The organism is Pseudoduganella sp. jia 9 (assembly GCF_055502615.1).
Genome location: NZ_JBUPWE010000015.1, coordinates 34201 through 57178 on the forward strand (window position 1 = coordinate 34201; position 22978 = coordinate 57178).

General features: G+C 65.2%; 20 protein-coding genes. 4 read left to right on the forward strand and 16 right to left on the reverse strand.

Features of this window, described 5'->3' with window-relative positions:
- Window positions 1-7 precede the first annotated feature (7 nt).
- Genes ACY34H_RS20525 through ACY34H_RS20560 form a run of 8 tightly spaced genes read right to left on the reverse strand, consistent with a single transcriptional unit; the run spans window position 8 to window position 6342 of the window.
- Window positions 8-1291: an FCSD flavin-binding domain-containing protein gene (locus tag ACY34H_RS20525; protein ID WP_464979315.1), complete on the reverse strand. Its 1284-nt coding sequence runs from the start codon at window positions 1289-1291 to the stop codon at window positions 8-10.
- Entirely contained in the window at window positions 1288-1596 is a 309-nt protein-coding gene (locus tag ACY34H_RS20530) for a c-type cytochrome (RefSeq protein WP_464979316.1), read from the reverse strand. Before ACY34H_RS20530 ends, ACY34H_RS20525 begins: the two co-directional genes overlap by 4 nt.
- Window positions 1593-2339 (reverse strand): sulfur oxidation c-type cytochrome SoxA, encoded by a 747-nt coding sequence (soxA, locus tag ACY34H_RS20535; RefSeq protein WP_464979317.1) that lies wholly within the window; start codon window positions 2337-2339, stop codon window positions 1593-1595. The genes ACY34H_RS20530 and soxA overlap by 4 nt, the downstream gene beginning before the upstream one ends.
- Window positions 2336-2659: a thiosulfate oxidation carrier complex protein SoxZ gene (soxZ, locus tag ACY34H_RS20540; RefSeq protein ID WP_464979318.1), complete on the reverse strand. Its 324-nt coding sequence runs from the start codon at window positions 2657-2659 to the stop codon at window positions 2336-2338. The genes soxA and soxZ overlap by 4 nt, the downstream gene beginning before the upstream one ends.
- Complete coding sequence (locus ACY34H_RS20545; RefSeq protein ID WP_464979319.1) at window positions 2659-3138, reverse strand: SoxY-related AACIE arm protein; 480 nt, start codon at window positions 3136-3138, stop codon at window positions 2659-2661. Before ACY34H_RS20545 ends, soxZ begins: the two co-directional genes overlap by 1 nt.
- Window positions 3135-3629, reverse strand: a complete 495-nt coding sequence (gene soxX, locus ACY34H_RS20550; protein ID WP_464979320.1) for a sulfur oxidation c-type cytochrome SoxX — start codon at window positions 3627-3629, stop codon at window positions 3135-3137. Before soxX ends, ACY34H_RS20545 begins: the two co-directional genes overlap by 4 nt.
- A gap of 29 nt (window positions 3630-3658) precedes the next feature.
- Window positions 3659-5845, reverse strand: coding sequence for a xanthine dehydrogenase family protein molybdopterin-binding subunit (locus ACY34H_RS20555; RefSeq protein ID WP_464979321.1), 2187 nt, complete (start codon window positions 5843-5845; stop codon window positions 3659-3661).
- Window positions 5842-6342, reverse strand: coding sequence for a (2Fe-2S)-binding protein (locus ACY34H_RS20560; RefSeq protein WP_464979322.1), 501 nt, complete (start codon window positions 6340-6342; stop codon window positions 5842-5844). Before ACY34H_RS20560 ends, ACY34H_RS20555 begins: the two co-directional genes overlap by 4 nt.
- A gap of 160 nt (window positions 6343-6502) precedes the next feature.
- Here ACY34H_RS20560 and ACY34H_RS20565 point away from each other — a divergent pair, with 160 nt between their 5' ends.
- On the forward strand, window positions 6503-7126 hold the full coding sequence (locus tag ACY34H_RS20565; protein WP_464979323.1) for an OmpW/AlkL family protein: 624 nt from the start codon (window positions 6503-6505) through the stop codon (window positions 7124-7126).
- 186 nt (window positions 7127-7312) lie between these two features.
- Here ACY34H_RS20565 and ACY34H_RS20570 read toward each other — a convergent pair whose 3' ends face one another.
- The 5 genes from ACY34H_RS20570 to ACY34H_RS20590 all read right to left on the reverse strand — a co-directional run bounded on the left by ACY34H_RS20570 (window position 7313) and on the right by ACY34H_RS20590 (window position 14098).
- Window positions 7313-7774 carry a DUF2244 domain-containing protein gene (locus ACY34H_RS20570; RefSeq protein ID WP_464979324.1) on the reverse strand — a complete coding sequence of 154 codons (462 nt, stop codon included), beginning with the start codon at window positions 7772-7774 and terminating at the stop codon, window positions 7313-7315.
- 128 nt (window positions 7775-7902) lie between these two features.
- Window positions 7903-9105, reverse strand: coding sequence for a hybrid sensor histidine kinase/response regulator (locus ACY34H_RS20575; protein WP_464979482.1), 1203 nt, complete (start codon window positions 9103-9105; stop codon window positions 7903-7905).
- 26 nt (window positions 9106-9131) lie between these two features.
- Window positions 9132-9740 (reverse strand): chemotaxis protein CheB, encoded by a 609-nt coding sequence (locus ACY34H_RS20580; RefSeq protein WP_464979325.1) that lies wholly within the window; start codon window positions 9738-9740, stop codon window positions 9132-9134.
- Entirely contained in the window at window positions 9740-10594 is an 855-nt protein-coding gene (locus ACY34H_RS20585; protein WP_464979326.1) for a CheR family methyltransferase, read from the reverse strand. The genes ACY34H_RS20580 and ACY34H_RS20585 overlap by 1 nt, the downstream gene beginning before the upstream one ends.
- 9 nt (window positions 10595-10603) lie before the next feature.
- On the reverse strand, window positions 10604-14098 hold the full coding sequence (locus ACY34H_RS20590) for a response regulator (RefSeq protein WP_464979327.1): 3495 nt from the start codon (window positions 14096-14098) through the stop codon (window positions 10604-10606).
- A 119-nt stretch (window positions 14099-14217) separates the two neighbouring features.
- Between ACY34H_RS20590 and ACY34H_RS20595 the strand changes: the two genes are divergently transcribed.
- On the forward strand, window positions 14218-14616 hold the full coding sequence (locus ACY34H_RS20595) for a hypothetical protein (RefSeq protein WP_464979328.1): 399 nt from the start codon (window positions 14218-14220) through the stop codon (window positions 14614-14616).
- A gap of 69 nt (window positions 14617-14685) precedes the next feature.
- Here the strand turns inward: ACY34H_RS20595 and folE are convergent, their stop codons facing one another.
- A complete protein-coding gene (gene folE, locus ACY34H_RS20600; RefSeq protein ID WP_464979329.1) occupies window positions 14686-15249 on the reverse strand; it encodes a GTP cyclohydrolase I FolE in 564 nt (187 codons plus the stop codon).
- 56 nt (window positions 15250-15305) lie between these two features.
- On the reverse strand, window positions 15306-16157 hold the full coding sequence (nudC, locus tag ACY34H_RS20605; protein ID WP_464979330.1) for an NAD(+) diphosphatase: 852 nt from the start codon (window positions 16155-16157) through the stop codon (window positions 15306-15308).
- A gap of 159 nt (window positions 16158-16316) precedes the next feature.
- Here nudC and ACY34H_RS20610 point away from each other — a divergent pair, with 159 nt between their 5' ends.
- Complete coding sequence (locus tag ACY34H_RS20610; RefSeq protein ID WP_464979331.1) at window positions 16317-18821, forward strand: O-linked N-acetylglucosamine transferase, SPINDLY family protein; 2505 nt, start codon at window positions 16317-16319, stop codon at window positions 18819-18821.
- Between the two features lie 89 nt (window positions 18822-18910).
- On the opposite strand, the gene ssb is transcribed toward ACY34H_RS20610, so the two are convergent.
- Complete coding sequence (gene ssb, locus ACY34H_RS20615; protein ID WP_464979332.1) at window positions 18911-19408, reverse strand: single-stranded DNA-binding protein; 498 nt, start codon at window positions 19406-19408, stop codon at window positions 18911-18913.
- Between the two features lie 375 nt (window positions 19409-19783).
- Here ssb and uvrA point away from each other — a divergent pair, with 375 nt between their 5' ends.
- On the forward strand, window positions 19784-22636 hold the full coding sequence (gene uvrA / locus ACY34H_RS20620; RefSeq protein ID WP_464979333.1) for an excinuclease ABC subunit UvrA: 2853 nt from the start codon (window positions 19784-19786) through the stop codon (window positions 22634-22636).
- Window positions 22637-22978 lie beyond the last annotated feature (342 nt).

The following is a 22978-nucleotide window of genomic DNA, read 5'->3' on the forward strand; positions in this document are numbered from 1 at the left end:
CCGGCGATTATAGCGAAGTGTTCACCCCAGCGTATCGGCCCAGAGTATCGGCCCAGATACTGGCCGCCCAGTTCTCAGCGTATGCTCCTTCCAGCGCACTGGCCTCTTTCGACAGCCCGCCGGACCCCGGCACTACCAGCAGCGTCTTCTTCGCCGTATCGTAGGCATGCACGGACGCGACATGGATCACGTCGCGGTCCGACACGAAGCTGTAGCAGGTGTTGGTCAGCATCGGTGCCGGATTCGGTGCGCGGCCGGCCAGCAGATCGATCACCGCGGCGGCACAGACCTTCGCGTGCTGGTTCGCCATGTGGGCGGACTTGGGCATCAGCGGCGCAGTCTGGATCGCGTCGCCGATCACGTGCACGTTTGGCGCCCGCGCCGATTCGAACGTGAGGAAATCGACTTCGCACCAGCGCCCGTTGACGTTGGCCAGGCCGGCACCGGAGGCGATCTCGCCGGCGCGGTGCGGCGGAATCACATTCAGCACATCGGCCCGAACTTTCTCGCCGAGTTCCGAGATGGCAGTGCTGCCGGCCGCATCGATTTCCACCGTGCGGAAGCCGGGCCGATATTCGACGATGCCGCCATAGCGTTCCTTCCAGATTCGCTTGAACAGTGCCCCCTTCGACACCACGTCTTCGTTCGCGTCGAGCAGCAGCACCTTCGCGCGCGGTTTATGGCGGCTAAAGTAATGCGCCACCTGGCAGGCCCGCTCGTAGGGGCCGGGCGGGCAGCGATAGGGCGCGGGCGGCACCGTCAGCGCATACACGCCGCCATCGGGCACCGCTTCCAGTTGCGCGCGCAGCGCGACGGTCTGTGCGCCGGCCTTCCACGCATGCAGGATCGGGCCGTCGGCCGTCATGCCCGGCAGTTCGCCGAACAGGAATTCGATGCCGGGCGAGAGGATCAGGCGGTCGTACGTCAACCGGCTGCCGGCGGCCAGCGCCACCGTGCGCTTGCCGGTATCGATGCCGGTGGCGCTGTCCCGCACGATGCGGATGCCGTGGCGGCTGGCCAGTGCATCGTAGCCATGGGTCAGGTCGCCGATGCGGCGCGAGCCGCCCAGCACCAGGTTCGACAACGGGCAGGAGACAAAAGCCGGATTCGGCTCCACCAGCGTCACGTCCACTTCGCCAGCGCTCCACATCCGCACGTAGCGCGCCGCGGCCGCGCCGCCATAGCCGCCACCGATGACGACCACGTGCGCTTTCGCGCGCGGCGCCACGGTCGCGCAGCCGGCCAGCACCACGGCCGCGCCGGCCGCCTGCAGCAGGTCGCGGCGCTTCATGGCCGGCCTCCCTTCTGCGCGGCGAACCAGGCGGCGATCTGTTCCAGCTGTTCGTCCGTGTACCCCGTGGCCAGCTGCGTCATGATCGTGGCGGGGCGGCTGCCATCCTTGAATGCCTTCAGGCTGGCCAGCAGCGTTTCCTTCGGCTGGCCGGCCAGTGGTGGCAGCGCCGAGCCCGCGGTGTTGCTGCGCGTGCCGTGGCAGGCGGTGCACGTGGCGGCCAGCCGCTCGCCAGCGCTCACCGGTTCGGCGGCAAGCGCCGGAGCGCATAGCAGCATCGGCACCATCAGCGTCATCATCTTCATGGGCGTACTCCCGGGGATTCCATCGGCATGCCTTCCGCGCGCAAGGCCAGCCACGCTTCCAGGTCGACCAGCTCTTGCGCATCGGGCCGCGGCACGGCGGCGCGCACGCCGGTCATGCAGTTGCGCAGCCGCCGCTGCAGGCTGCCCATGCCCTGCCATTCCAGCCGGTAGATCGGGTAGGCGTTGGCGTGGCCCTGCGGGATCGTGGCGCCGGCCAGCTTGCGGCCCCAGTTGGCGTCGTGGCACTGGGCGCAGGACATGTTCAGCTGGCCGATGCGCTGGCCGAACAGTTGCCTGCCCCGTTCGGCCGCCGCGCGGGTACCGGCATCGCGTGGCGGCGCAACGGGCATGCCGCGCGATTGCAGCGCGATATACGATTGCAGCGCCAGCAGTTCGTCCGCATCAGGTGCCGATGCCGGCTTGCCCTGCTTGCCGACGCGGCACTGTTCGATGCGCTGGCCCAGCGTGATCACCCGGCCGGCACCCTTGTCGAACGCGGGGAAGCGCGCCGCCACGCCGCGCATGCTCGTCTTCGCATCGCCATGGCAGGAGGCGCAGCTGTTTTTCGCGCCCGTTTGCCAGGCAGCCTCCCCGTTCGCTACCCATAGCATGGCAGGATTCTGCGTATCGTCGCGCTGCATCGCGCGGGTGGACTCGCCCATGAACTCCGAACCGGACTTGCGTGCATCCTGTCCAGCCGCGGCCAAGGTCACGAATGCCATGGCGCCAAGCAGCGCTTTCATGGCGCGACGGCGAGCGCCATGCGCTCCACCTGGGAAAAACCGTTGTCGCCGGACCAGGTGAATTCCAGCGTGCCGGTCGTTGTCGCCACCGTGAAGAACGCGATGTACGGATTGGCGGAAATCGCCGGATGCAGCTCGGCGGCAAATACCTGCTCGCCGTCGTACCGGCAGGTGAACTGGCGGATGATGTCCTGCGCTACCGTCTTGCCGTCGGCGCCCGGGCGATAGCCCGACTCCATCGGATGCGCGATCAGCGCGCGGATCTCGATCACCTCGCCCGCCTTCGCCGTCTTCGGCATATGGATCAAGGCGCGCGCCACTACATCACCTCGCCTTCGATGCAGGCGGCCAGCGTGACGATCACGTCCACCGTTTGCTGCCAGCAGCTGCCATCGCTCATCTTCGCCACGGCCACCAGCTTTTGCGATGTGGCCAGGCGGATGCGGGTCGACACCTCCGCCTTGCCGGCGCGCGGACCGAGCGTGAATTTCACCACATCGGTTTCCGGGTTTTTCTCGTTGAAGATGGCGATGCCAATCACGTGATCCTGCGGCGTCACAGGGCTGTCGACGCGGATCGTCACCGGTACCGCGTTGCCGTTGTCGATCAGCTGGGCGATCTCGAAGGTCACGCGGCCGGCCTGCGGCAATTTGTTGCCGGTGTAGGCCGAGATCGCGGACGCCATCTGCTGCGGCGTAGCGGCAGCCGGGCGCACCAGTGCCAGCAGCGTGCCGGCGGCAAGCAGCTGGCGGCGGTGGCGGCTCGGAAGCTTGTTCCGCGGCTCATTTGTCGAATTCATGGCGCAGCATCCTTCAGCGTGGACAGGTAGGCTACGACATCCTCGATTTGCTGGGCGCTCAGGATCGTCTTGCCCGCATGGGCGGGTGCCACGCGCGCCAGCCCTTCGGTGCGAAAGTAGGACGGCATGATCGTTTGCGGATTCAGGCGCGAGGAGTCCGAGATGCGCAGGCGCAGTTGCGGGACTGTCCAGCGCGCGCCGGCGCCGGCCAGGCTGGGCGCCAGGTCGCCCTGGAAGCGTTCCTCGGCAATCGGCGCCGAGTGGCACAGCAGGCACAGGCCGACATGGCGGTCGGCCACGATGGCGCGGCCGCGCTGCGGGTCGCCGGTCGTGGCGCCGGGCAGCGGGTTGGGGATGCCGTCGAACGCATGGGCATGGGATGCCAGCGCCAACACCACCGGGGACAGACCCCTGGCCACCGTTAGTAGCCACGGGGAAGCGGCAACAATAGCGGGGTCAGTCCCCTCGGCCACCTTGGCCATAGATGTCATGCTCCCCCCTGGCCGCGGGCCATCGCCCGCTACGCCTTCTTGAGACTGTGGTTCTTCAGCGGCAGGTCGCGGATGCGCTTGCCGGTGGCCGCGAAGATCGCGTTCAGCACGGCCGGTGCGGCCACGGCGATCGTCGGCTCGCCGACGCCGCCCCAGAAACCGCCGGACGGAACGATGATCGTCTCCACCGCCGGCATCTCGTCCATCTTCATCACCGGATAACTATCGAAGTTGGTCTGCTCCATCTGGCCGTCCTTGACGGTGCACTCGCCGTACAGCGCGGCAGACAGGCCATAGACGAACGAGCCTTCCACCTGCGCCTCGATCTGCTGCGGATTCACGGCATGGCCCGGATCGGTGGCTGCCACGATGCGGTGGATCTTCAGCTTGCCTTCCTTGTCCACCGAGACTTCGGCGCACGCGGCCACGTAGCTGCCGAAGCCCATCGTCTGCGCCAGGCCGCGATAGACACCCTTCCTGGGCTTCTTGCTCCAGCCGATCCGTTCGGCCACCGCATTCAGCACGGCCAGGTGCTTCGGGCTGTCCTTCATCAGCTTGCGGCGCAGCGCCAGCGGATCCTGCTTCGTCGCATGGGCGATCTCGTCGATGAAGCATTCCAGGTAGATGGCGTTCTGGTTCAGGTTCACGCCGCGCCAGAAGCCCGGCGGCACCGGCGGATTGCGCATCGCGTGGTCGACCAGCAGGTTCGGCACCGTGTAGCCGATCGACGCATCCGTGCCGGGCGCATTCAGCCCCTGGAACACGGCGCCATCCTTGCCGTTCTTGATATTGCCGGGGAATAGCGCCGCCACGATCGACTGGCCCGAGATGCGCATGTGCAGCGCTGTCACGTTGCCGGCCTTGTCCAGCCCGGCCGTCAGCTTGCACTGCGTGACCGGGTGGTAGCGGCCGTGCAGCATGTCCTCCTCGCGGGTCCAGATCAGCTTGATCGGCGTGCCCGGCATTTCCTTGGCGATCTGCACCGTCTGGCGCACCCAGTCGTGTACCGCGCCGCGCCGGCCGAAGCCGCCGCCCAGGTGGATTTTATGGACGTCGCAGCGCTCCTGCGGCAGGCCGGCCGCTTCCGATGCGGCGGCCAGTGCCGCTTCGCCGTTCTGGGTTGGCGTCCATACCTCGCAGCGTTCCGGCGTCCAGCGCGCGGTGGCGTTCATCGTCTCCATCGTCGCGTGGTTCTGGTGCGGATACGAATACACGGCCTCGATACGCCGCGCCGCGCCGGCCAGTGCGGCCTTCACATCGCCGTTCGCGTTGCCGACAGCCGCCTCCGGCGCATCCAGCCCGGCCTTCAGCGTGGCTGCCACGTCCTTGCTGGACAGGTTCGCGTTCGGGCCCTTGTCCCATTCGATCGGCAGCGCGTCGAGCGCGGTCTTGGCGCGCCACCAGGTATCGGCCACCACGGCCACGGCGGAGTCGCCTACCTGCAGCACCTTCTTCACGCCCGGCTTGTCCTTGATCGCGTCGGCATTGAAGCTTTTCACCTTGCCGCCGAACACGGGGCAATCCTTGATCGCAGCGTTCAGCATGCCGGGCATCGCCAGGTCCATGCCGTAGACCTGCTTGCCGGTGGTCTTGTCGACGGTGTCGAGCCGGGCCAGGCGCTTGCCGGCGATCTGCCAGTCTTTGGGATCCTTGACGGTGACGTCCTTGGGCGCTTCCAGCTTGCCGGCCGCCTCGGCCACCTTGCCGTACGTGACGGTACGGCCGCTGGGCGCGTGCGTGATCACGCTCTTCGCCGCGCTGCATTCGCTGGCCGGCACGCCCCACTGCGTGGCCGCGGCCTGCACCAGCATCGCGCGCGCGGCGGCACCGCCCTTGCGCACATATTCATGCGAGCCGCGCACGCCATTGCTGCCGCCGGTCGAGAAGCTGCCCCATACGCGCTTGCGCGCCAGGTTGGTTCCCGGCGTGGGGTATTCCGTGGTCACCTTGCTCCAGTCCGCATCCAGCTCTTCGGCCACCAGCTGCGCCAGGCCGGTCAGCGTGCCCTGGCCCATCTCGGAACGCGCGATGCGGATGACGATCGTGTCGTCCGGCTTCACGACGACCCAGGCATTGATCTCGGGCGGCTGCGCGGCCTGTGCCTGCGCGGCGAACGGGATGTGGAAGGCCACGACGAGGCCCGCCGACTGGCCGAGGAAGCGGCGGCGTGCGGGGCTGGCGACGGGGGCGTCGGCCGGGCTGGTGACAGTGCTCATGCCTTGCTCCCTTCGCGGTGTTCGATCGCCAGGCCGGCGCTCTTCGCATCGCCGCCGCGCGCCACCACGTGGATCGCCTTGCGCACGCGGTTATAGGTGCCGCAGCGGCAGATGTTGGTCATCGCCATGTCGATGTCGGCGTCGGTGGGCCTGGGTTTTTCCTTCAGCAGCGCGGTGGCGGCCATGATCATGCCGCTCTGGCAGAAACCGCATTGGGGCACGTCCAGCGCGGCCCAGGCTTTCTGCACCGGGTGCGAGCCGTCCGGCGACAGGCCTTCGATGGTGACGATCTTCATCTGCTCCGTCACGGTGGAGACAGGGCGCACGCAGCTGCGCATCGCCTCGCCGTCGATATGCACGGTGCAGGCGCCGCACTGGGCGATGCCGCAACCGTACTTGGTGCCGGTCAGGCCAAGCTGCTCGCGCAGCACCCAGAGCAGCGGGGTATCGTCTTCCGCCTGGAACTCGCGGACCTGTCCGTTTACGTTCAGCTTCATGCCTTGTCTCCTGAAGAGGTTGGGTGCTTCGCGCAAATATATTACGTGTTTTTTGCCTATCTGTATTCGTTCCGGCAATTTTGATTTGGATCAATGTTTTTACGGATGAGCTTTTTTACACTGGCGCCGCTGACACAGTGAACAGAGAAGAGGAATCATCATGAAAAAAGCAGTCTTAGCAGTCATCGCCATCACGGCCGCCATGCTCGCAAGCCCGGCCATTGCGCAACCACAGGACAACGGCGGGAACTGGCTGGTGCGCGCCCGCGCAGTGCATATCGACCCGGCCGACAAGTCCACGCCGCTTGCCGGCAGCGGCGCGGCCGACCGCATCGGCGTCGAAAGCCGGACGATTCCGGAAATCGACATCGCCTATTTCTTCACCCCGCATATCGCCGCCGAGCTGGTGCTCACCTACCCGCAAAAGCACGAGGTCTATCTCGACGGGCAGGGCATCGGCAGCTTCCGGCATCTGCCGCCGACGCTGCTCGCGCAGTACCACTTCACACCCGGTAAAACGGTGAGCCCCTACGTGGGCCTGGGCGTCAACTGGACGACATTTTCAAAGAACAGGCTGCTGGACGGCCAGGGCAGCCTGGAGCATGACAGCGTCGGCCTGGCCGCGCAGGCCGGCATCGATTTCAAACTGGACCGGCACTGGTCGCTGAACGTGGATGTGAAGAAGATACAACTGCGCAGCGATGTGCTGATCGGCGGCGCGAAGGCCAGCAAGGTCAAGGTCGACCCGGTACTGCTCGGCGCCGGCATCGGATACCGCTTCTGAGGGAGCGAAGACAGCGTTTCAACCTGGAGTATCTCCAAGCCTTTTGCCTGCCCCCGGTTCGCCGGCGGCAGGTTTTTTTACGCAAACAGGAAAAACTGGGGACGTACCCTGGTTTTCAGGAAACTCCTGCACTCTTGCGTTATTGCCTGCAAACAGGGGTACGTCCCCAGTTTTGGGGTACGCATTTTACTGGGCGAGTTCCTTGCGCAGTTCCCGGGCCAGCGCGCGCCGTGGCTCCTCGGGCAGCCAGGTGCCGATCTCGACGGTGATGCCGCGTGCGATGAGCTGGATCGGGTCGCGCCGCCGCGCCGGTGGCACGATGCGCAGCCAGCAGGTGTCGAGGCGGATGGTGGAGCTTCGGCCGCCGCGCATCTTTTCCACGAACAGCATGCCGTTCTCGTGGACGATGCGGTCGGAATCGGTGGCATGCCGGCTGTAGACGACGAAGGCGGCGGTCACGGCGGCCATTTCCAGCACCGAGAAGGCCAGCACATACCAGGCGCCCTGCACGGCAAAGAACAGCCCGACGGCCAGCGACAGCGCGAGCAGCGCAGCCCACACGGCCACGGTCTGCCGTGGCGTCAGCGAACAGTTGCGCCGCACCAGCCATTCCCGCCTGCCACCGTCGATGGGCAAATCGCGTTTCACCGTGCGCCCTCCTTCCCGGCATTGTACGAAAGGCGGCAAAAGCCGTCAGCACGAAAGAACGAATAACGAAAGAAAGAATAACGAAAGAACGAAAGGCCACGCACGGCATGCGCGTGGCGGGGCAGCCCTCAGGCCGGCTGCTCCTCGCGCGGCAGCACCAGCGTGAACACGGAACCCTCGCCCGGCCGGCTGGCCACCGTCAGCGTGCCGCGGTGCGCCTCGGCCAGCTGGCGCGAGATGTACAGCCCCAGGCCCAGCCCGGAAGGCACGCCATTGCCGGCGCCCCGCTCATAGGGCAGGAAGATGCGTGCCTGCATCGCTTCGTCGATGCCGGCGCCCTGGTCGATCACGTCGATGCGGGCCGTGGTCTCGGTGGCCGAGAGCCGGATGCGCACCGGCTTGCCGCCGCCGTAGCGCAGCCCGTTCGTCAGCAGGTTGACGATCACCTGCTCGATGCGGAATTCGTCCCACCAGCCGCTCACGGTATCCGGTGCTTCGAGCTCGAACGTGGTGCCGGCATCCTGCGCCTGGCGCGCCAGGTCGTCCGTCAGCCGGTGCAGCATGGCCTGCAGCTCGGTCCAGGCGGGGCGGATCGACAGCACACCGCTACGGATGCGCGAGACGTCCAGCATGTCGTCGATCAGCCGGATCATCGCCTGGATCTGGCGGCCATCGCCTTCCACCATCTTTTCCAGCGCTTCCTTGCCGAACGCTTCGAGGTTGCCGCGTTCGAGCTGCATCCTGCGCATCTGCGTGCCCAGGAACAGCGTGTTCAGCGGCGTCCTCAGTTCGTGCGCCACCATCGACATGAATTCGTCACGCATGCGCAGCGCGTAGCGCAGCTCTTCCTGCGCGCCGCGCAGCTCGTTCATCATGGCATGCTGTTCCTCGACGCGGCGGCGGATCTCCATGCGCTGGCAATGCAGGTCGACGAATACGTTGACCTTGCTGCGCACCGCGTCCGGATCGAGCGGCTTGTAGAGGAAATCGACGGCACCCGTTTCATAGCCCTTGAACGCGTAGTTCAGTTCCTTGCCGGCCGCGCTGACGAACACGATCGGGATATGGCGCGTCTTGTCCGTGCCGCGCATCAGCTCTGCCAGCTCGAAACCATCCATGCCCGGCATCTGCACGTCCAGGATCGCCAGCGCGAAATCGTGTTCGAGCAGCAGCGCCAGCGCTTCCTCGCCGGACATGGCCTGGTACACGGCGCGGTTGTCGTCGCGGATGATGGCGTTCAGCGCGCGCAGGTTTTCCGGCAGATCGTCGACGATCAGCAGTTTCGTGACGTTGCCGGCGGGGCTTCCAACGGGGCCGCCTGTCAATCCCATGCTGCATTCCTTGTTGGGCACACTATTCATTGCAAGTTCTCCATCGACAGTTGCAGCAGCCTGCGGATACCGCGCAGCGGCAGCACCAGGTCCGGCGTGCGCAGCCGGATCGCTTCATTCGGCATCACGTTCACCTGAGCCTCCGCGGGGTCCTGAACCACCGTCAGACCGCCGGCGGCGCCGATGGCGGCCATGCCGGCGGCGCCGTCGTGGTTGGCGCCGGTCAGCAGGATTCCGATCAGTTCCGGCCCATACACGTCGGCCGCCGATTCCATCGTGATGTCGATCGCCGGGCGGGCAAAATGCACCGGCGGTTCCAGGCTCAGCGAAAACGTGCCGTCCTCCTCGAGCGACAGGTGGTAGTCCGCCGGGGCGAAATACAGCGTGCCGGGCGCGGGCTGCCCCTTGTCCGCCGCTTCCTCCACGCGCAGGTCGAGGCGCTGGCTGAACACGTCCACCAGCTGGTTCTGGCGCGCCCGCATCACGTGCAGCACCGTCACCACCGGGTATGGAAACTCGCGCGGCAGCCCGGGCAGGATCTCGATCAGCGCGTTGACGCCGCCGGCGGAAGCACCGATGACGATCGCTGCGATGCGGCGCCCCGCCAGGGCCTGAGCGAGGGTGGCGTCATCCATTACAGTTTCCTGAACAGCCGTTCGCGCTTGACGATCGGTTCGAACAGCGGGCCATAGGGCGAAAAGTCGATGCTCTCCTTGCTGCCCAGGCCCAGGAAGCCGCGGTGGCACAGCGATTCGTGGAACAGTCCCAGCGCGCGCTCCTGCAGCTTCTTCTTGAAGTAGATCATCACGTTGCGGCAACTGATGAACTGCGTTTCCGCGAACACGGCATCGGTCGCCAGGCTGTGGTCCGCGAAGGTCACGTTCTCGGCCAGCGAACGGTCGAACAACGCGGCATTGTACGCCGCCGTGTAGTAATCCGAAAACGCGCGCCGGCCGCCGGCGGCCTGGTAGTTTTCCGTGTAGGCCCGCATGTTCTCCAGCGGGAAAACCCCTTTCTTGGCCTTTTCCAGCGACTGCGGATTGATGTCGGTGGCGTAGATGATACTGCGTTCCAGCAGCCCTTCTTCCTTCAGCAGGATCGCCAGCGAAAACACTTCCTCGCCCGTGCTGCAGCCGGCTACCCAGATCTTCAGCGAAGGATAGGTGGACAGCACCGGCATCACGTGCTCGCGCAGCGCCGCGTAATAGGTGGGGTCGCGGAACATCTCGGTGACGGGGATCGTCAGGTACTGCAGCAGCTCGGAAAACGCCGCCGGCTCGTGCAGCACGCGCGATTGCAGCTGCGAGATCGTGGCGCAGCCCATCTCGCGCATCGCATGCAGCACGCGCCGCTTCTGCGATGCCCCGGTGTAGTCGCGGAAGTCGTAGCTGTACTTCAGGTAGATCGATTCCACCAGCATTCTCAGCTCGATGTCGGTATCGCTCTGCTGCGGGCGGATCGGCTGCATCTCTCTCGTTCGGTCGATCATGGCTCGTCCTCAGATGCGGTCCAGCGGCGGCATCCACACGCGCAGCAGCGAGTACAGGCGCGACAGGTCGATCGGCTTGGCCAGGTAGTCGTTGGCGCCGGCGGCCAGGCACTGCTCCTGGTCGTCCTTCATCGCCTTGGCGGTGATCGCGATGATCGGCAGGCGGTTCCAGCGGCCGTCCGCGCGGATGCGGCGCGTGGCTTCCAGCCCGTCCATGCCCGGCATCATCACGTCCATCAGCACCAGGTCGATCTCCTGCACCTGCTCGAGTTTTTCCAGCGCCTCGAAGCCGTTGCGGCCGATCTCCACGATCGCGCCCTTGTGCTCCAGCGCCGAAGTCAGCGCGAAGATGTTGCGCACGTCGTCGTCGACCAGCAGGATGCGGCGGCCTTCGAACACCCGGTCGCGCGAGCGCACCGTTTTCAGCATTGTCTGCCGCTCGGAGGACAGCTCGGATTCCACCTTGTGCAGGAACAGCGTCACTTCGTCGAGCAGGCGCTCCGGCGAACGGGCGCCCTTGATGATGATGGAACGGGAATACTTGTGCAGGTCCGCTTCCTCGGCGCGCGTGAGGTTGCGGCCGGTGTACACGATCACCGGCGGGAACGATGCGATCTCTTCGCGCGACATGCGCTGCAGCAGTTCGTTGCCCTGCATGTCGGGCAGCTTCAGGTCGATGATCATGCAGTCGAAGACCGTCGTCTCAAGCAGGGCGAGCGCCTCCTCGCCGGAAGCCACCGCCTCGATCTCGATATCCTCGTCCGAGATCAGCTGCACCACGCTGTCGCGCTGGCGTGCGTCATCCTCGACCAGCAGGATGCGCTTGATCTTCTGCGTGAACTTCTGCTCCAGGCGCGCGAACACTTCCTGCAGCTCCTCGCGCGTGGTCGGTTTCAGCGCGAAGCCCACCGCGCCCATATGCAGCGCCGCCTCGCCGGCATCGGAGGCCGATACCACGTGCACCGGAATGTGGCGCGTACGTGGATTGTCCTTCAGCAGCTGCAGTACCGAGAGGCCGGAACGGTCCGGCAGGCGGATATCGAGCAGGATCGCCGTCGGCTGGTATTGCTCGGCCATCTGCAAGCCTTCGTCCGCCGCGAACGCCACCAGGCAGCGGTAATCCATTTCATGCGCCAGGTCGTACAGGATGCGGGCAAACGCCGGCTCGTCCTCGATGACGAGCAGCCTGCGCTCGGGCGGCGCCTCCTGGTCGCGGTCGTCCTCGAACGCCCGCGGCACCGGCGCCTGGGCGGGCGCTGGCGCGGCAGCCGGCGCGGAAGCGATCTGCATGGCCGGCGGCGTTGCCGGCAGGGCGGCCGGCGCGGCTACCGGCGCCAGCGACGATTCCACGCGATGCGGCGCCGCCGACCACTGCAGCGGCAGCGTCAGCGTAAAAGTACTGCCCTTGCCAACCGTGCTGTCCAGCGTGATCGAGCCGCCCAGCAGCGTGGCCAGGTCGCGCGAGATCGACAGGCCCAGGCCCGTTCCGCCATACTTGCGGCTGGTGGTGCCATCGGCCTGCTGGAATGCGCCGAAGATCGCTTCGTGCTGGTCGACGCGGATGCCGATGCCGGTGTCCGAGACCGCGAAGCGCACCTGGCCGTTCGGCCCCGGCTCCACCCGCAGCATGACGGTTCCCTGGTCGGTGAACTTCAGTGCGTTGGACAGCAGGTTCTTCAGGATCTGCTCGAGGCGCTGGCAATCGGTGTACACGGTTTCCGGCAGCCCCGCCGCCAGCACCAGCGAGAAGCCGAGACCCTTTTGCTGCGCCAGCGGTTCGAACGTGCGGCGCAGGCCTTCCATCACCTGCTGCAGGCGCAGCTCTTCCGGATTCAGTTCCAGCTTGCCCGCCTCGACCTTCGAGATGTCGAGGATGTCGTTGATCAGGTTCAGCAGGTCGTTGCCGGCCGAGTAGATGGTTTGCGCGAAGCGCACCTGCTCCTCGTCCAGGTTGCCGTGGGTATTGTCGGCCAGCAGCTTGGCCAGGATCAGCGAGCTGTTCAGCGGGGTGCGCAGTTCATGCGACATATTGGCCAGGAACTGCGACTTGTACTGGCTGGCGCGCTCCAGGTCGCGCGCCCGTTCCTCCAGCTGGGACTGGGCATCGTTCAGCGCGGTGTTCTTCTGGTCGAGCGTCACGGCCTGCTCGGCCAGCTGCTCGTTGGTCTGCTCCAGCTCCGCCTTCTGGTTTTCCAGGCTGGCCTGCGATTCTTCCAGCACGCGCGACTGCTCTTCCAGCTCTTCGTTGGCGGTGCGCAGCTCTTCCTGCTGCACCTGCAATTCTTCGTTCAACTGCTGCGTTTCCACCAGCAGTTCCTGCATCCGCTGGCGCGCCATGGTCGATTCGATCGCGGTGCCGATATTGTCCGCCACCAGGTTCAGGAATTCCGTTTCCTTCTCGCCCACCGGGTGCAGGAAACCCAACTCGATCACGCCATTGACGCGGCCATCGCTGCTCACCGGCAGCACCAGTACCTGGGACGGCGTGGCGCTGCCCAGCGCCGAGGACAGCTTCAGGTAATCGGGCGGCAGGTTTTCCAGGTGGATCAGGCGGCGCATCTGTGCAGCCTGGCCGACCACGCCTTCGTCCGGCGCCAGCAGGCGGCCGCGCTCTTCGTCCTCGGCCGAGAAACCGAAGGCGGCGGTGCGGCGCAGCAGGCCATCCGGCTCGCGCACGTACATCGCGCCAACCACCACATCGAGGTAGCGCGCCAGGAAGTGCAGCATCGCCGTCGACAGCGCCGGCGCCGACATCTGGCCGATGCCCTGCTCGGCCATCTGGCTCTGGCCGGCGCGCATCCACGATTGCCGCTGCACGCGTTCCGCATGCGTGCCCTGCTCTTTCAACGCCACGTTATACGCCTCGGACAGCCGCATCAGTTCCTTGCGGCCGAACCAGGCCAGGAAGCCGCTGAGCACCAGGCTGACGGTGAGGAAGCCGACCACGGTGACGTAGGTAACGCTCTTGGCGTCCCGGTTGCGGTCCATCCGCAGCCGCTCCTCGGAGGAGATGAAGGCAATGAACAGTGAGCGTAATTCGTCGAATTCGACCTTGCCACGCTGCGCCCGCACGGTCGACAGGTAATCGCCGCCGGTTTTGCGCAGGTCGATCATTTCCTGCGCCGCGCGCTCCCATTGCAACTGCTGGGCGCGGATATTGCGCAGCCGGTCGATCTGGGTAGGGTTGTCCGCGACCAGTTCGTTCAGCGTGTTCAGGGCAGTGTCGAATTTCGGCCGGGCCAGCTTGTAGGGCGCCAGGAACGATTCCTCGCCGGTGAGCAGGTAGCCACGCATGCCGGTTTCCATGTCCACGGCCAGCTTGCGCATTTCCTGGGCATTGCCGACCACGCGCTCGGAATGCTCGACCAGGGTCAGCGCATTCAGCAGGTAGGCGAATACGGCGATGAAAACGGCGGCGCTGACGATACCCGCGCCCAGCGGCAGCGTGATATTGCGGAACAGGATGCGGCGGAAACTTTGGTCGTCGATGCGGGTTTGAGGCATATGCGCGAACTGGACGGGAAAAGGTAAAGTTTATCCTAATTGCAACGAATGCTGCCCAGTTGGGCAATTGTGCGCGCATCGTTATAATCGGCCGCACGACCACCGCCAGGACTGAACCCATGCGCAAGCTGATTCTGCTGACCCCGCTGCTGCTGGTCGGCTGCTACAACGATTCCGCCACGTATTACGCGGACAGCACCCAGGAGCACACGCTGACGGTGCGGCGCCAGCAAGACCATTTCTGGAGCGGCGACGGCCGTTTCGTGCTGATGGCCACCCGGCAGCCCGATTGCCAGCGGCGCATCGACCTGGCCGAACTGCCGCTGGAAGATACGACCGTGGAACTGTTCAGCGAGGGTGACAACCAGTGGGCGCTGCGCGCCGGCAGCCAGGTGTGGCACGTGGAAACACAGACATGTTCGCTGATATCGACGGACGGGCCGGCGACGGGAACCAAGGTGGGCGACTTCCGGGCGGAAATCGATCAGATCACCTTCACCGAGGCCGGCGAAAAATAGGGACGGACCCTGTTTTCTGGGAAACTTCCTAAAAACAGGCGGTCCGGCGCCCCGGTCCGTCCCGGATTTTCAGTCGCGGGCCAAGGCCAGGAATTCGGTGCGCAAGGCCAGGTTCGGCTGCAGTTCGCCCAGCATGGCCGACGTGATCGTCTCTTCGCCCGGCGTGCGGATGCCGCGGCTCTCCATGCACATGTGGCGGCATTTCACCACCACGCCGACCGCCTTCGGCTCCAGCACTTCCATCAGCGTATTGGCGATCTGCACCGTCATGCGTTCCTGCACCTGCAGCCGCTTGGCGAAGCAGTCGACCAGGCGAGTCAGCTTCGACAGGCCGACGATCTTGCCGTTTGGCAGATAGCCGACGGTGGCCTTGCCGAAGAACGGCGCCAGGTGGTGTTCGCAATGGCTGTAGACGGGAATGTTGCGCACGACGATCAGCTCGTTGTATTCCTCCGCGCCGTCCTCGAACGCCTTCAGCAGTTCGACCGGATCCTGGTCATAGCCGGAAGTCCAGTGCTTCCAGGCCTTGGCCACGCGGTGCGGGGTTTCCGCCAGGCCCGGGCGGTCTGGATCCTCGCCCAGCGAGGTCAGGAATCGGCGCCAGTCATGGTCGGAAAATGAGTCTTTGGACATGATGAATGCTGCTCAAATAAAAGGGTATCCGCCAGTATACATAAAATAGCCGCTCTTCACCGGCCGAACCTGCCCGGACGGTTCGCCGCCAGCAGCGCGCTGGCGATCGATACGCTGTGCGGCGTCTCGGGCCACGCGTCGCCCGGCCCGAACCAGCGCGCATCCTCGATCTCGGCCGGATCGACGCGGATCTCGCCGTCCAGGTACTCGGCGGTGAACGCGATCATCAAGGAATTGGGGAAGGGCCAGGACTGGCTGTGGAAGTATTGCAGCTTGTGCACGCGCAACCCCACCTCCTCGTACACCTCGCGGTGCACCGCCTCCTCGATCGATTCGCCCGCTTCCAGGAAACCGGCCAGCGCCGTGTAGCGCCGCACCGGCGAGTTCGTATGCAGTGCCAGCAGCACCTGGTCGCCTTTGCGGATCAGCACCATCATCGCCGGGCAGATCTGCGGATAGGCGGTCAAGCCGCAGGCGGCGCACTTGTAGGCGCGCTCGCCGGTGGCACGCCGCATCGGCGCGGCGCACACGCCGCAATGCTGGTGGGTGCGCGCCCACTCGGCGATCTGGCTGGCGCGGCCCGCCAGGCCGAGGAAGCCGTCGTCGAGGACGCCGAACAGCGTGCGCAGGTGATGCCAGGCATGCTCCGGGTCGGGCAGTTCTTCGTCGTCGACCCAGGCGGCCTGGCAGTAACGTCCTTGCCAGAGACCGACCGGATGCAGGCGGTCGGGTGGGATGCGCAGGATCGCAGGATTGGAAGGCAGCGCCAGCTCGGGTGACGGACCCGGCTCCACACCACGCAACAGCAGCTTGCCGCGATAAAAGATGAATGTCAGGGGTGGTTCATGGCCCGGGTCTCCCGCGGGCGGATCGATCAGGGGTGTGAAGGCCGAGGGCGTCTGGAGCATGTCAGTGTCGGTTGTCCATTGAAGGGCTCATCTTACCGGGTTCGGCCCCGTCGCCGGTGCGTCACAATTGCTGAAGGGCTATCGAATCCACGCTGGCGCCAGCGTCGCGAGAATATGATTACGCTGCACTGACAGTCGACTCGAGAGGCAATACCACCAATGAGCGAACCCGCGACTCCCGACATATTGTTCAGCCAGGCCGAACGGGGCGTGCTGCCGCTCGGTGAACTGTTCCAAGGGGCGCAAACGCTGATCGACGAAGGCGCGCCGCACGCGGCTATCCGGCTGTACGAGACGTGGCTGGAACACGCTCGCTCACCGCTGGACTATGCAGTCTGGTTCAACCTCGCGATTGCATACAGCGGCATCGGCAACGACACCAGTGCGGAACGAGGCTACGTCAAGGCCATTTCCGTCAATCCCCGCTTCATCGAGGCGCGCCTGAGCCTGGGCACGCTGTACGAACGCCTGGGCCGGCCGGACGATGCGCTGGCCACGTGGCATGCGATCCTGACGGAGGTCCCCGATCTGGCCGCGCAGCCGAAGCTGCACGTGCAGGCGTTGAACAACCTGGGCCGCCTGCTTGAAATCCGCCAGCGCCTGGCAGAAGCCGAGGAAATCCTGACGCGCAGCCTGGAACTGCATCCGGAACAGCCGGGCGTGCTCGCGCACTGGGTACACCTGCGTCAGAAGCTGTGCCACTGGCCGGTGTTCCAGCCCTTTGCCGGCGTCACGGCCGATGCAATGCGGCGCCACGCGTCGCCGCTGGCGATGCTGGGCGCGTCGCCCGACCCGGCAGAACAGCTGGCCGCGTCGCGGCACTTCATCGATGAAAAGGTAGCCGAAGCCGGCGCCGCGCTGGCCGCGCCTGCGGGCTATCCGCACAAGCGCATACGCATCGGCTACCTGTCCTCCGACCTGTGTTCGCACGCGGTATCGTTCCTCACCGCTGAACTGTACGAGCTGCACGACCGCTCGCGCGTCGAGGTCTACGCCTTTTCCTGGAGCCGCGAAGACAATTCGCCGCTGCGCGCCCGCGTGGTCGGCGCGATGGACCACTATATCCGCATCGATCGCATGACCGACGAGGAAGCGGCCCGCTGCATCCGTTCACACGAGATCGACGTGCTGGTCGACCTGCACGGCCTGACGCCGGGCGCACGCCCGGCAATCCTTGGCTGGCGGCCGGCACCCGTGCAACTGACGTGGCTGGGCTTTCCCGGGCCGACGGCGATCCCCGGCGTCGACTACGTGGTGGCGGACGCCTTCGTGCTGCCGCCCGGGCTGGAACCGCACTTCACCGAGAAGCCGCTGCGCATGCCGCATACGTTCCAGGTCAACGATCGCCAGCGCGCCATCGGCGTCACGGACAGCCGTGCGGCGAATGGCTTGCCGGATGACCGATTCGTCTTTTGTTCGTTCAACAGCATTTTCAAGATCACGCCGGACATGTTCGACGCCTGGATGCGCATCCTGCATCGGGTGCCGGACAGTGTGCTGTGGATCGTGGCCGATGCCGACGCCACGCGCGCAAACCTGTTGCGCGAGGCGCAAGCGCGCGGCATCGATGGCGCCCGCCTGCTGTTCTCGGCCCGCGTGCCGCCAGCCGAGTACCTGGCGCGCTTCCGGCTCGCCGACCTGTTCCTGGACACGCATCCGTTCAATGGCGGCACCACCGCCAGCGACGCCTTGTGGGCCGGCCTGCCCGTATTGACCCGCGCCGGCCAGGCGTTCGGCGCGCGGATGGCGGGCAGCCTGCTGCATGCGGTAGGCCTGCCGGAACTGGTCACGCACACGCTGGCCGACTACGAGGAAACCGCCGTGGCGTTGGCCACGGACCGGGAGCGCATGGCCGGGCTGCGCGCCCGCCTGGCCGCCAACCGCGATGCCAGCCCGCTGTTCGACACGCCCCGTTTCGTGCGCGATTTCGAAGAATTGCTGGCCTCGGTGGTCAAGCGCCCGGCCGGCGTGCCGCTGTCGGACGAACCGGATCCGATTCGCGCCCATGCGGTGCCGCATCCCTCGCCGGGACAGCTCAGCGCGCAGCAGGACAGCATGCTGGAACTGATGCGGCCCGGCATGCACAGTGTTGTCGAAATTGGCGGTGCCACGCTGGCGCAGGCGTGGCGCGCACGCCAGCCGAAATCGCATTTCATCGCGATCGCCACCGATACCGAAGCGCAAGGCTGGGACACGGCCAGGATTGCCGCCGAGCCGGAATCGATGGACACCGCACAGTGGCGGCAGGCCGCGTCGGCGCAATGCTGGCTGTTCCCGGAAACACTGGAGCGGCTGCGCGATCCATGGGCTTTCCTGAAACGGCTGCGCCGCGAAGCGCTGGGCGCGGTGGAGATCGTTGCATGCGTGAATAACGGGCAGAACTGGCTCATGCAGTCGCTGCTTGCCACTGGCAACCTTCACTATCAGCCCGCCGGCTTGCCGGAGCGCCGCAACCTGCACTTGTTCACGCGTACCTCGCTGACGGCCATGCTGAGCGAATGCGGCTTTGAAATCGCCGGCATCACGGTCGTCAACGCCCACCAGCCACCGCCTGAAGTACTGGCCGCGATCCGCCAGCTGGCCATGGCAACCGGTGGCGACCCGCTGCTGGCCGAACAGGATGCACTGCCCCACCAGTACGTGGTGCGGGCCGTCGCGCCGTAGCACCGGTCCGGGCCGTGCGCACGCCCCCCAAAAAAAGCGGGACTGAAAATCAGTCCCGCCTTGCTGCTGCACCGCCGCGCCGGCCGGTATCAGAATGGAATGTCGTCATCCATGTCCGAGAAGTTCGGCGCCGGCTTCGGTGCCGGCCGTGGTGCCGGAGCGGCAGCCTGCGGACGCGGCGCCGGACGGCTCGGCGGCGCATCGTAGCCGCCCATGTCGTCCCCACCCATTGCGTCGCCACCGCCCATGCCCTGGCGGCCGCCGAGCATCTGCATCTCCTGGGCGATGATGTCGGTTGCGTATTTTTCAACGCCATCCTTGTCGGTGTATTTGCGGGTCTGGAGGCGCCCTTCGACGTAGACCGACGAACCCTTCTTCAGGTACTGGCCGACGATTTCCGCCAGACGGCCGAAGAACGAGATGCGGTGCCACTCGGTGATTTCCTTCTGCTCGCCCGTGTTGCGATCCTTCGACTTGAAGGACGTGGCAACGGCAATATTGGCGATGGCATCGCCGCTAGGCATGTAGCGGATCTCCGGATCGCGGCCCAGATTGCCGACGATGATGACTTTATTGACAGATGCCATGTAGTACTCCTGCGTGAATATTTACCAAACGATCATTATAAGACAGCGCCTGTGGACGAGACACCACGCGCCGGATGAATTTTTCAATGCAAGTTGGAGAGGTTTACCGCGTGCGATGCGCAGCGGATTTTGAATACTGGTATTATATACAGTATTTGCCGGCTGCGGCTCGTTCTTGTCCTGACTGCCATCAAAGTGGCATGAAGCCTTTTCGATGGGGCGGGGCCTTGAAATCGAATCGAACGCCAGCATAGTGGCTAGGTTTGATTTCCGGACGCCGCACTTTATCGCGTTGATCGCCAGCCGTGGAGGCGGCGATCGTTCCAGGCTGGCCGTCTCTCGTCGTTTCCTCGCATACTCAAGGCACATACATACATGGAAGAAATCCGCATTCGCGGCGCGCGTACCCATAACCTGAAGAACATCAACCTCGACCTGCCCCGCAACAAGCTGATCGTGATCACCGGGTTGTCCGGCTCCGGCAAGTCGTCGCTGGCGTTCGACACGCTGTACGCCGAAGGCCAGCGCCGCTATGTCGAATCGCTGTCGGCGTATGCGCGCCAGTTCCTGCAATTGATGGAGAAGCCGGACGTGGACCTGATCGAAGGCCTGTCGCCGGCCATCTCGATCGAGCAGAAGGCCACATCCCACAATCCGCGCTCCACCGTCGGCACCGTGACGGAAATCCACGATTACCTGCGCCTGCTGTATGCCCGCGTGGGCACGCCGTATTGCATCAACCATCCGGACCACGCGCTGTCGGCGCAGTCGGTGTCGCAGATGGTCGATGCCGTGCTGGCCATGCCGGAAGGCACGAAGCTGATGATCATGGCGCCCGTGGTGGCGAACCGCAAGGGCGAGCACGCGGACCTGTTCGAGCAGATGCAGGCCCAGGGCTTCGTGCGCTTCCGCGTGCAGAGCGGCACGCATGATGCAAAAATCTATGAAGTAGACGACCTGCCCAAGCTCAAGAAGACGGAAAAGCACTCGATCGACGTGGTCATCGACCGCGTCAAGGTGAATCCCGAGATCAAGCAGCGTCTCGCCGAAAGTTTCGAGACGGCGCTGCGCCTGGCCGACGGCCGCGCGATCGCCTACGACATGGATGCCGGCACGGAACATGTGTACTCGAACAAGTTCGCCTGCACCAGCTGCGGCTATTCGCTGCAGGAACTGGAGCCGCGCCTGTTCTCGTTCAATAACCCGATGGGCGCCTGCCCCGAGTGCGACGGCCTCGGCCACATCGAGTTCTTCGATCCGAAACGGATCGTGGCCTTCCCCAACCTTTCCCTCGCTTCCGGCGCCGTGAAGGGCTGGGACCGCCGCAACCAGTTTTATTTCTCGATGCTGCAAAGCCTGGCGAACCATTACGGTTTCGACCTCGATGCGCCGTTTGAAAAACTGAACGCCAGCGCGCAGAACGCCGTGCTGCACGGCTCGGGCAAGACCGCGATCCCGTTCTCGTATGTCAACGAGCGCGGCCGCGCCGTGATCAAGGAACACACGTTCGAAGGCGTGGTGAACAATCTGGCGCGCCGCTACCGCGAAACGGATTCGATGGCCGTGAAGGAAGAGCTGGCGAAGTTCATCAACGAAAAGAAGTGCCCGACATGCGAAGGCGCGCGCCTGCGCGTGGAAGCGCGCCATGTAAAGGTGGGCACCGGCAAGCAGGAAAAAGCGATCTACGAGATTGCCGAAAAGCCGCTGCGCGACACGCTGTCGTTCTTCGAACAGCTGAAACTGAAAGGTGCCAAGCGCGACATCGCCGACCGCATCATCAAGGAAATCGTGGCGCGTCTTTCCTTCCTGAACAACGTGGGCCTGGATTACCTGTCGCTCGACCGTTCGGCCGATACGCTGTCCGGCGGCGAAGCGCAGCGCATCCGCCTGGCGTCGCAGATCGGTTCCGGGCTGACGGGCGTGATGTACGTGCTCGACGAGCCGTCGATCGGCCTGCACCAGCGCGACAACGACCGCCTGATCGACACCCTGAAGCACCTGCGCGACATCGGCAACAGCGTGCTGGTGGTGGAGCACGACGAAGATGCGATCCGCACCGCCGACTACATCGTCGACATGGGCAAGGGCGCCGGCGTGCATGGCGGCGACGTGATCGCGGCCGGTTCGCTGAAAGATATCCTGAAGAACAAGGAGTCGCTGACCGCGCAATACCTGAACGGCTCGCTGAGAATCGAGGTACCGAAGAAGCGCCAGGCCGCGGACCCGAACCGCCAGCTGGTGATCACGGGTGCCAAGGGCAACAACCTGAAGAACCAGACCCTGTCGGTGCCGGTCGGCCTGCTGACCTGCGTGACGGGCGTTTCCGGCTCCGGCAAGTCGACGCTGGTCAACGATACGCTGTACCCTGCCCTGTCGCGCCACCTGTACGGTTCGCAGACCGAGCCGGCGGAACACGAATCGATCAGCGGCCTGGAACACTTCGACAAGGTGATTTCCGTTGACCAGGCACCGATCGGCCGCACGCCGCGCTCGAATCCCGCCACCTACACCGGCCTGTTCACGCCGATCCGCGACCTGTTCGCCACGGTGCCGACTTCGAAGGAACGGGGCTACAGCGCCGGGCGCTTCTCGTTCAACGTCAAGGGTGGCCGCTGCGAAGCGTGCCAGGGCGATGGCGTGCTGAAAGTGGAGATGCACTTCCTGCCGGACGTGTACGTGCCGTGCGACGTCTGCCACGGCAAGCGCTACAACCGCGAAACGCTCGAAGTGCACTACAAGGGCAAGAGCATCACCGAAGTGCTGGACATGACGGTGGAAGACGCGCACACGTTCTTCAAGCCCGTGCCGACCATTGCCCGCAAGCTGCAGACACTGCTGGACGTGGGCCTCGGCTACATCAAGCTGGGGCAGAGCGCCACCACGCTGTCCGGCGGCGAAGCGCAGCGGGTGAAACTGTCGCTGGAACTGTCGAAACGCGATACGGGGCGCACGCTGTACATCCTCGATGAACCGACGACGGGCCTGCACTTCCACGACATCGACCTGCTGCTGAAGGTGATCCACCGCCTGCGCGACCAGGGCAACACGCTCGTGATCATCGAGCACAACCTGGACGTGATCAAAACGGCCGACTGGCTCGTCGACCTCGGCCCCGAAGGCGGCGCCGGCGGCGGGCGCATCATCGCCACCGGCACGCCGGAAGACGTTGCGGCCAATCCCGACAGCGTGACCGGGAAATACCTGGTGCCGTTGCTGAAGAAGAAATAAGCACATCGTCCCCGAAAAGCCGGCTTCCAGCCGGCTTTTTATTGCCCGAAAACGGAGCGGTACGACGGCTGGAAAAATGGGGACAAAAATGGGGACGGACCCCAAAAATGGGGACGGACCCTGTTTTCCAGGCAATACAAAATGGACACGGACCGGGACGCCGGACCGCCTGTTCTCCAGGCAATATCGCCGGCCGGATGACCCGGGGCTACCGTTCAGTAAAACATGAAGTCTTCGTTGCATGCGGGGACTGCACGCACGGCATCGGCCACGACATACCACACCAGCCCGGCGACGGGCAGCACCAGCAACCATAACGCGGCCATGACAGCCTCCTTGCGC

Excerpts from the sequence above, each read along its gene's own strand:
- uvrA (WP_464979333.1), top strand. The coding sequence starts at position 19,784 with ATGGAAGAAATCCGCATTCGCGGCGCGCGTACCCATAACCTGAAGAAC.
- ssb (WP_464979332.1), bottom strand. The coding sequence starts at position 19,408 with ATGGCATCTGTCAATAAAGTCATCATCGTCGGCAATCTGGGCCGCGAT.
- ACY34H_RS20555 (WP_464979321.1), bottom strand. The coding sequence starts at position 5,845 with ATGAGCACTGTCACCAGCCCGGCCGACGCCCCCGTCGCCAGCCCCGCA.
- nudC (WP_464979330.1), bottom strand. The coding sequence starts at position 16,157 with ATGCTCCAGACGCCCTCGGCCTTCACACCCCTGATCGATCCGCCCGCG.
- ACY34H_RS20590 (WP_464979327.1), bottom strand. The coding sequence starts at position 14,098 with ATGCCTCAAACCCGCATCGACGACCAAAGTTTCCGCCGCATCCTGTTC.
- ACY34H_RS20560 (WP_464979322.1), bottom strand. The coding sequence starts at position 6,342 with ATGAAGCTGAACGTAAACGGACAGGTCCGCGAGTTCCAGGCGGAAGAC.
- ACY34H_RS20545 (WP_464979319.1), bottom strand. The coding sequence starts at position 3,138 with ATGAATTCGACAAATGAGCCGCGGAACAAGCTTCCGAGCCGCCACCGC.
- ACY34H_RS20530 (WP_464979316.1), bottom strand. The coding sequence starts at position 1,596 with ATGAAGATGATGACGCTGATGGTGCCGATGCTGCTATGCGCTCCGGCG.
- ACY34H_RS20585 (WP_464979326.1), bottom strand. The coding sequence starts at position 10,594 with ATGATCGACCGAACGAGAGAGATGCAGCCGATCCGCCCGCAGCAGAGC.
- soxA (WP_464979317.1), bottom strand. The coding sequence starts at position 2,339 with ATGAAAGCGCTGCTTGGCGCCATGGCATTCGTGACCTTGGCCGCGGCT.
- soxX (WP_464979320.1), bottom strand. The coding sequence starts at position 3,629 with ATGACATCTATGGCCAAGGTGGCCGAGGGGACTGACCCCGCTATTGTT.
- ACY34H_RS20595 (WP_464979328.1), top strand. The coding sequence starts at position 14,218 with ATGCGCAAGCTGATTCTGCTGACCCCGCTGCTGCTGGTCGGCTGCTAC.
- folE (WP_464979329.1), bottom strand. The coding sequence starts at position 15,249 with ATGTCCAAAGACTCATTTTCCGACCATGACTGGCGCCGATTCCTGACC.
- ACY34H_RS20580 (WP_464979325.1), bottom strand. The coding sequence starts at position 9,740 with ATGGATGACGCCACCCTCGCTCAGGCCCTGGCGGGGCGCCGCATCGCA.
- ACY34H_RS20610 (WP_464979331.1), top strand. The coding sequence starts at position 16,317 with ATGAGCGAACCCGCGACTCCCGACATATTGTTCAGCCAGGCCGAACGG.
- ACY34H_RS20565 (WP_464979323.1), top strand. The coding sequence starts at position 6,503 with ATGAAAAAAGCAGTCTTAGCAGTCATCGCCATCACGGCCGCCATGCTC.
- ACY34H_RS20575 (WP_464979482.1), bottom strand. The coding sequence starts at position 9,105 with ATGGGATTGACAGGCGGCCCCGTTGGAAGCCCCGCCGGCAACGTCACG.
- ACY34H_RS20525 (WP_464979315.1), bottom strand. The coding sequence starts at position 1,291 with ATGAAGCGCCGCGACCTGCTGCAGGCGGCCGGCGCGGCCGTGGTGCTG.